Raw genomic sequence first — 8234 nt, forward strand, 5'->3', positions numbered from 1 at the left:
CTTATAAGTCGATATGCTCAGCTCCTGCGAGCTGAGCATATCTTGTGATGTTTTATTGTTGCAGTTCAGCTTGATACAAGCTAAGATGGAAGTCTTTATACGGCGTGAGGTCAAATCCGCTTACGCGGCCGTTGATTCCATACATGTTCGTTCTTTGGTACATGAAGATAGCCGGTACATCTTTGTTCATTTCTTGGTACATTTGTTTGTAAATTTCTTTACGTTTCTCAACATCCAGCTCTTTTCTGCCTTCGGCCATCAATTTATCAACCGTAGCATTGGAATATCCAAAGCGGTTTTGGGCACCGTTTGTAATATACACGGTATTGTCAGGGTCAGGAGTCAAGCCCCATGCCGCGAAGTACATTTCATAGTCGCCCTTGTCAGTTTTATCCATGATAGCGTTAAAGTCAAGTGTTTCTGCTTTCACTTCAATACCTAGTTCTTTATAGTTTTCAGTCATGATTGGCAGAAGCGCTTCAACTACCGGGTTATCTGCAGTTGCGGAGAAGTGAATAGTGAACTTCTCGCCGTCTTTCTCACGGATACCGTCAGAGCCAACCTTCCAACCCGCTTCATCCAGGAGTTGTTTAGCTTTCTCGATATCGAAATCGTAAGTGTTAATGTTCTCGTCCGTGTATGCCCAAGAAACCTTGGACTCCGGAATATTAATTACATTAGCATAAGTGCCATAAATACTTTCTACAATATCTTTACGGTTCAGACCGTAAACCAAAGCTTGACGTACTTTTTGATCCTGGAATTTCTTCAATTTCATGTTCATGCCGATATAGCCGTAACCATTGTTCGGAAGGATGTTCAGATCCATAAAGCCCATGGCTTTCAGCTCATCGATGTTATCAGGTGTTACTGTAATGTTGTCCATATCCGTTTCACCGGATTGAAGTAAGGAAAGGTTTGTTCCCTCTGTCGTCGCTCTGTAAATTACGTTTTTAATTTTTGGTGCGCCTTTGAAATAATTTTCATTAGCTACCAAGTCTACCTCTTGACCTGCTTTATAGTTGCTAAGCACATAAGGACCGCTGCCCATCGGCTTTGTATTTAAAGCTTTGATGGAATCCAGATTACCTTTCTTGAACCCTTTCCCATAATAGGCTTCAGACAAGAATGGTACAGTGCCGAGGTAAACCGGAGTCATTGCGTCATAGTCCGATACATTGATTTCAATGGTGTTGTCGTCGATAATTTTCACACCGGAAATTTCTGTTGCCTTACCTTCTTTGTACTCTTTAGTTCCTACAACATTAGCTAGAGTTAGATCAGACTGTCCGTCGTAAGTTGGGTCAAGATATACTTTCAACGTAAAGTAATAGTCTTTGACAGTAATTGGAGTTCCATCCGTATACTTGAGACCAGGCTTCAAATGGTAAGTATAAGTTTTGTTGTTGTTAGTTACATCTACAGAGTCGGCAAGGCTGTTTTCATAAGAACCATCGCCTTTAACAGTGATGAACTGGTCAAAAATAATTTCATTAACAAAGGTATCATATGACGTTGAAGAGAACAGTGGGTTAAAAATACCTTGTGGAGCAGTCATACCTACAACAATTGTGTCTTTACGAGCAGCTGCGTTAGCAGGCAGCAAGGACATGTCCGTTGCTTTGATTACGCCATTCTCATTCTGATTGCCCGTGTCTGCACTTGCGCTTTCACTTGCACTTTCTGTTCCTGCGTTACTTGCACTTGCAGAAGTGGACGGTGCGTTGCTGGATTCCGCATTTTTGTTGCCGCCACCGCACGCCGACAGCACCATCGAGAGTGTCAATACGAGCACTAGCAGCAAATTCCATTTCTTTGTCATTCATGATCCTCCTCTTTTGAATAGAGACTTTAAAAATATATAATATATTATGAAAATAATATATCCTAATGATACCAAATGCAACAAAAATTGTCGCCTTTGACTGCTTTGTGTCAGATAATCTAACTCTATAAAACCAGTGATCTTACTCGGGTTTATTTTGTTTCATCATCTGACGATTAATGCCTGTGTTTCAACACCTTCAAATAGGTGTATAAAGTGAATAAATAACCACAGGTCAATTATTTACCGAATTTAATCCCGCTAATTTAGCGGAATCAGGACATAAAACAGGTAAGACATAAAAATTCTTGCTTAAAGACTATAATATTGTTCGGATTTAGTAAATAATATACATGAATATCACCAAAATTCCAAGCCATTTTATTCAAATATAGTAAATTTTTTTTGATAGCCAGATAAAAAATTTTTGTACATATCCTTCTTCTTCTTCTTAATTTAAAACAACGAAATTACAATTAATTTATTATTGAACTTTATATGCATAATACTTATTATTCATGAATATTTATACTATACATTTCTTGTTATTTGTGTCATTTTAAAGGTTTATGAATTTTTTCATCTGTCCTTTGTTTTTAGTACATTGTCTACTCAATAAAGACATGTCAGTATTCCTTCGACAGTTAATTTCCTCCTGATACATGAGTCAGTTTTATTCTAATTTTTACACTTATTAGCCTCTAAGATGAGTGTACATTTCCTTGAGTTTAAGAGTAAAAATTTGACAATTTATATAATAATTTGATATATTATCCTTATATTACATATCTAGAAATGGAGATGAATTCTAATGAAAAAATGTTTGATAGTGTTGGGACTTAGCACCCTACTATGTTTTTCTCTTTCTGCTATTACTTTTGCCGATGGAGTTGTAGCAACGGATTGCCACTTAGCAGGAAATGCGAAATGTGATGTCAACTATTAAGTATTTGGGGCTGAGTAATTTTACTCAGCCCGCTTTACTTCCTACAATTCTATTATGAGCAGAACACAATATCCACTTAGCCTTTGAATAAACTTAGTTTTGCTTTTTACACAATTGATCCTCGTCTATATTAACTAGATAATCGCATAAATGCATAATTGATTGACTATGAGTTACTAATATTACTATTTTATTTCTCTTCAATTCAGCTAGTAATTGCTCTAAGTTACTTGTGCTTTCTAGATCCATCATAGAAGTAGGTTCATCTAAAATTAGAACTTCTGGATTTTTAAGCAGGCCTCTTATTAAAGAGGTTTTTTGAATTTCACCACCTGATAGATTCTGATTATTATTTAAAATATCTTTATTATTTTGGGATAAGTTTAACTTATCTAATAAGCTTACTAAATTTTTTTGGTTGTACTTTTTGAGACCATAAGTAATATTTTCCATAAAATTTTGATTAATCATTATTGGATTTTGTTCTACATAAGCGATGAGGCTTTCTCTAGCAGAATAGATATCTAAGTAATTAATAGATATCCCATTATATAAAACTTTTCCTTGGTAATTTTCATACAACCCCATAATTAACTTTAGTAAAGTTGATTTTCCACTTCCGTTTTTGCCTATGACTCCATATATGTTTCCTTTATTAAAGGTATAGGAAAAATTACGAATTAAGAAATGGCTATATTTAAATGAAATATTATCTAATTTAATTTCATCAATATTTGATAATGCTTTATCACCCATATTTTCTTTATTAACTTGAAAATGTTGACTTAATCTTTCATAAGAAACCAATGCTCCTTGAAAATCCTTTGAGAAATTAATAAAATACTGCATAGAAGCGAATGTAGAATTAAAATAGGAAGTTATAATTGTTAATTGGCCAATTGTCATTTGCTTATTGTTTATCTCTAATCCACAAATTAACAATATCAATATATTCGATATGATAAGTAGTAGCCTATTGTTAAAATCAGCGAGATTAGTAATTCTTAAATATCTAAAAAGTTTTTCAAAAAAAACATCGACAACTTTTTTTGAATCTTTTAGTAAAATTTCATCCCAACTATTCAATTTAATCAATTCCAAGTTAAATAGAAGACGATTCATTTCTGAGAAAAACAAGGATTGTTGATTTTTTAATGATAAAGTACTACTAAAAATTTTCTTTTTTAATATTCTATATATAAGAATATAAATTGGAAAAGTGATAAATAAGATTAAACCTATTTTAATATTTATTTTAATTATTAATAAGACCGATCCTAGAAATATCAAAATTTTCGTTAATCCATTTAGTAAATTACTTAGTATAAAAGAACTTAAGACATTACTGTCGCTATTTATTTGTTCAATTAAGTAAGTAGAGTTAAAAGAGTTAGAGTAACTAATAGGTGTTTTCTGAATATGTCGGACACAATCAAAATTTATTTCAATTGCTATTTTTGTATTAACCATACTCTGCAATAAGTTTGAAAAATACGAAATAACTATACCAATTAAATTTAATGTTAATAGTAGACACAATAGTTCAATTACATATTTAATTTGAATGTTGCTATTAATTAACGAATCTATAACTTTACCTTGTATTAAGGGAGTAATTAATCCTAACAAAAGCGAAGTTGTCGTATTTAGAAAAAATAAAGCTACTATTAAACCCTTAAATTTATTTAAATATACTTTCAAAAATTTTACAATTTGCATGTTATCCCCTAAAATAAACCGTCAATGCAAATTTTTTATATTTTCGCAATGACGGATTACATCTTTATACATTAGACATTTTGTTTTCAATAATACTCGTTGCATAATCGATAATTTTCTTTTCAAGAATAAATTTCATTTCAGAACATCGATCACCAGTGTTTGTAATCCTTGCGCTTGGACATCCTCCCATACATGAAGGCAACAATTTGCAGTTTTTACAATATTCATCGTTATAGGGTTCATAATTTAAATAATCAAGATTTAATTTACTATTACCCTGAAATTGTTTATTAATTAAATTAGAATAGCTTTTTTCAGGATTACCAACATCATGCCAACAGCTATAAATATATCCCTCAGGATCTATTACATATGAGTTATAAGTATCAGCGGTACAATAGGAACCTATAGGGATGGGCAAACGATGAAAGTTAGTATTATATCCTTGTTCATGTGCTCTTTTATCAAATTCATAACTAAGTTTTGTAAAGTTTTCAGTTGTCAAGCAAGTGTTTGTATTATAACATCCATTTGCATCATGTACATTTGCAAGATAAATGGACACCTTATCTTTCAAATTTTTTTCTTTAATAACTCCCAATACTTCATCTACTGCAGTTTGATTAGTGGCATCTGTATTTATTCTAATAGCTATTCTAAATAGGTCGGATACCTCTACAATATTATTAATGATCTTCTCAAAACTTGGCTGTCCACCAATCAAAGGACGACGTACATCATGTATGTAGTCTGGTCCATCAAGAGTCACTTGAACTCTTTCTATTTTATATTTTTTCAATTCTTCAGCAATAGAACGGTTAAGAAAATAACCATTGGTAACAATACCCGCTGAATAATTTACTTCATTTTCCTCACACTGTGCAATTACTTCCTGTGATATATGTCTGATAATATCAATTCCAAGTAATGGTTCTCCACCATACCAGTAGATACTCATTCCTTTTAAAGTTTTAATTTTACTTTTAACTAGAGATAATATTTTTTCTTGTACTTCCATAGACATATTTTTTTGTGTCTTATTATTCTTTTCATAACAATATATACAGCCTAAATTACAATTCATAGTGGTAGCTATAGTTAATCCTAAACTCTCAGTTGAATATCTAGTAGGTAATAGCCGTGCCTTTATTAAATCCAATTCGTTAATATTGTCTTGAATAATAAATCCACCGTAATTTAAATCTTCAAGAAACTTATTATCAAGTAATTCTGTGTTACGATTATCTTCAAATCTTTTGAACATTTCATATTTATCTTTATCTAATATTGCCAGAGCTGATGTTCTAGTATTATAAGCAAGCCAACTATCATTCTTGCTATATTCAATAAAGTAGTTATATTGGGATAGTTTCCACATATTGTCCTCCACTTTGCTATTTTTGGATTTAATAGCAAGAGAAGTTACCTTCTCTTGCTATTAAATATAAAGATTAATAGGGTTGAGCTTGTTGTCCGCATAGATAACTATAACAATGAGAATGACACGGATCCGTACAAGGTGGACTCCACCAATCACCATTATAATTATAACAACTAGGAGAAATAGTTGGAACACCCTGTGGTTCAATTAGAAATGTCATTTTTTTCACCTCCCTTCAATTCGTCTATCGATTTTTGATAAACATCAGATTTCATTGTGATCAGAATCCTTTTCTAATACTAAAGGATTAATAAGGTTGATCTTGTATTCCGCATAAATATGAATAGCAATGGGTTGGACAAGGCTCATTTTCTAAGGGACATTGAACATAATTTACACAAACTAGGTAAGATGCCGTAGGCCCTACTTGTGGCTGAACAAGATAAATCATTTTTTCACCTCCAATTGGCGTAGTAGTTTTTATTAAATAATAACTCTAAAAAAGTAGACTTGTTATTAAAAATGTCACTTTTTCCCTTTTAATTTCATATTTTAGATATGAAGAATAATACTAGGATACTAATCCCTTTTTTAGATTTAATCTCAAATTATGCTTTATCCTCTACAGCATATAAAATTATAAATGCATTCAATTAAACTTTATGGCTCTTCGCTCTACTGGGTGGGTACAATGTTGAATGTTAGTTTCATACCCCCTTCCGCCTTTAAGAGATTTTCAGATGTTGAAACAGCCCTCAAGGAAAGAACTTGACCGCTGTTTCAACATCTGAAGCGGGGTAATAAGGCGGTAAGGGGAATTAGGCTCGGCGTGCCGCGAGCCCCGGAAGACGGAGCTTATTGGCGGTCATGTAGACCATCGCGATCAAGTTTTCTACGTTGCGGTAGCCTCTGGCTCGACGTTTGGCTGCTTGTACAAGACCATTTATGCCTTCGAGCAAGCCATTCGTCATCTTGCTGTGGAACCATCGTAAGATTCCTTCTTCATGTTGCTTAAACGTGTAGCCCAGCCGATCCACTCCCGAAGATAGACATCTGCAAAGATGTGGGGTGTCGTCCAAAGTTCCTGCAGGGCCAGCTTCAATCGGTATGCCCGTCCGGTCAGCAGATTAGTATCCTTTAGCCGATACAGGGTTTCCTTTTGGTCCGCCTTGAGATTCACTTCGTTTTTCAGCCAGATATATTTGGTTCGCTTCAGTTCTGGTTTTGCTTTTGCTCCTGAATGCGCACCTCATCGACTGCTTCGCCTACCAATTTCATGACATGAAATTTATCAAAGGTAATTTCCGCTTTCGGGAAATACTCTTCAATACCGCGTATAAACGCAGGTGACATATCACAGCAGACCTCTTGGATCGTATCAGCAGCAATCCCTTTTTCGGCGAGGTGGCCTTTGAAGCGCTCTAAGGTCTCCATTCCTTTGCCTTCGGTGGCAAAAAGGACCGTCTTCCGGTCTACGTCCACAAACAGGGTAATATAGCGGTGACCACGTCTGGAGGATGTTTCATCAATGGCGATGCGCTTTACGCTCGAAAGATCGAGCTCCGACATGGCTTTATCGACGTAGTAGTGAAAGATCCGCCACATTCGGGTATCGTGCTCCCGCAGTTCGCGGGCAGCTGCATTTACCGGCATTTCGGCCATCAAACGCATGGCCCATGCTTCAAACAGCAGGGTGAAATGGGAAAGGGGCCTAGCCCATTTTGCATAGACTTGGGTTACTTTGTTGCAGGATGTGCATTTCACCCGTGGCATTCTGGCATGCATGAAGGTTTTCCAATCCCAAAAATCCAGATGGCGCCAGTGCTTTATATCGCTGTCATAGGCTCTGGATTCCGATCCGCACAAGGGACAAGCAAACACAGCTCCCCGTTCGAAATCCAGATGCAGATGCCAGGCTTGATCCTGATTGTCAAACTCAATATGCGTTAGCTTCCATGGTTCTTCCAATTGCAAAGCCACTTTAAACATGTCCATGATCAAATTTTCATTACTGCTCAATGAGGTCCACATCGCCAATACGCTCCTATTAACTTATTACTGAGCAGTATTGACTATTTTTCTATGATTCAGACTTTAAGCCATTAAGTATAGCGACGAAGCAACTTTATTCACAATTATTAGTAATACTAAACATATTTTATGTTGAGATAGAGGGGCTTGTCTTTAGTAAAATGAAGATACTGGCAGGTCTCTTTTCATAACTTTTTCTCTTGAGATGATACGCCCATGCTGGGCTAGAGTAAAGGGCAGAAAATTCTGCCCCTCCTCATCAAACCGTACGTGAGGTTTTCCCTCATACGGCTTTCCGATGTTCGTCATTCATGTGCATGCAGATCACA

General features: G+C 35.1%; 3 protein-coding genes and 1 pseudogene. All 4 read right to left on the reverse strand.

Features of this window, described 5'->3' with window-relative positions; genetic code table 11:
- Positions 1-52: 52 nt before the first annotated feature.
- Positions 53-1822, reverse strand: a complete 1770-nt coding sequence (locus K7397_RS19355; protein WP_223070142.1) for an ABC transporter substrate-binding protein — start codon at positions 1820-1822, stop codon at positions 53-55.
- A gap of 1042 nt (positions 1823-2864) precedes the next feature.
- Entirely contained in the window at positions 2865-4490 is a 1626-nt protein-coding gene (locus K7397_RS19360; RefSeq protein ID WP_223070145.1) for an ATP-binding cassette domain-containing protein, read from the reverse strand.
- 64 nt (positions 4491-4554) lie between these two features.
- Positions 4555-5871, reverse strand: coding sequence for a radical SAM/SPASM domain-containing protein (locus K7397_RS19365; RefSeq protein WP_223070148.1), 1317 nt, complete (start codon positions 5869-5871; stop codon positions 4555-4557).
- A gap of 821 nt (positions 5872-6692) precedes the next feature.
- A pseudogene (locus K7397_RS19370) lies at positions 6693-7905 on the reverse strand (ISL3 family transposase).
- Between the last annotated feature and the right edge of the window lie 329 nt (positions 7906-8234).

The sequence above is a fragment of the Paenibacillus caui genome (assembly GCF_019904135.1).
GTDB lineage: Bacteria > Bacillota > Bacilli > Paenibacillales > Paenibacillaceae > Fontibacillus > Fontibacillus caui.

Excerpts from the sequence above, each read along its gene's own strand:
- K7397_RS19355 (WP_223070142.1), bottom strand. The coding sequence starts at position 1,822 with ATGACAAAGAAATGGAATTTGCTGCTAGTGCTCGTATTGACACTCTCG.
- K7397_RS19360 (WP_223070145.1), bottom strand. The coding sequence starts at position 4,490 with ATGCAAATTGTAAAATTTTTGAAAGTATATTTAAATAAATTTAAGGGT.
- K7397_RS19365 (WP_223070148.1), bottom strand. The coding sequence starts at position 5,871 with ATGTGGAAACTATCCCAATATAACTACTTTATTGAATATAGCAAGAAT.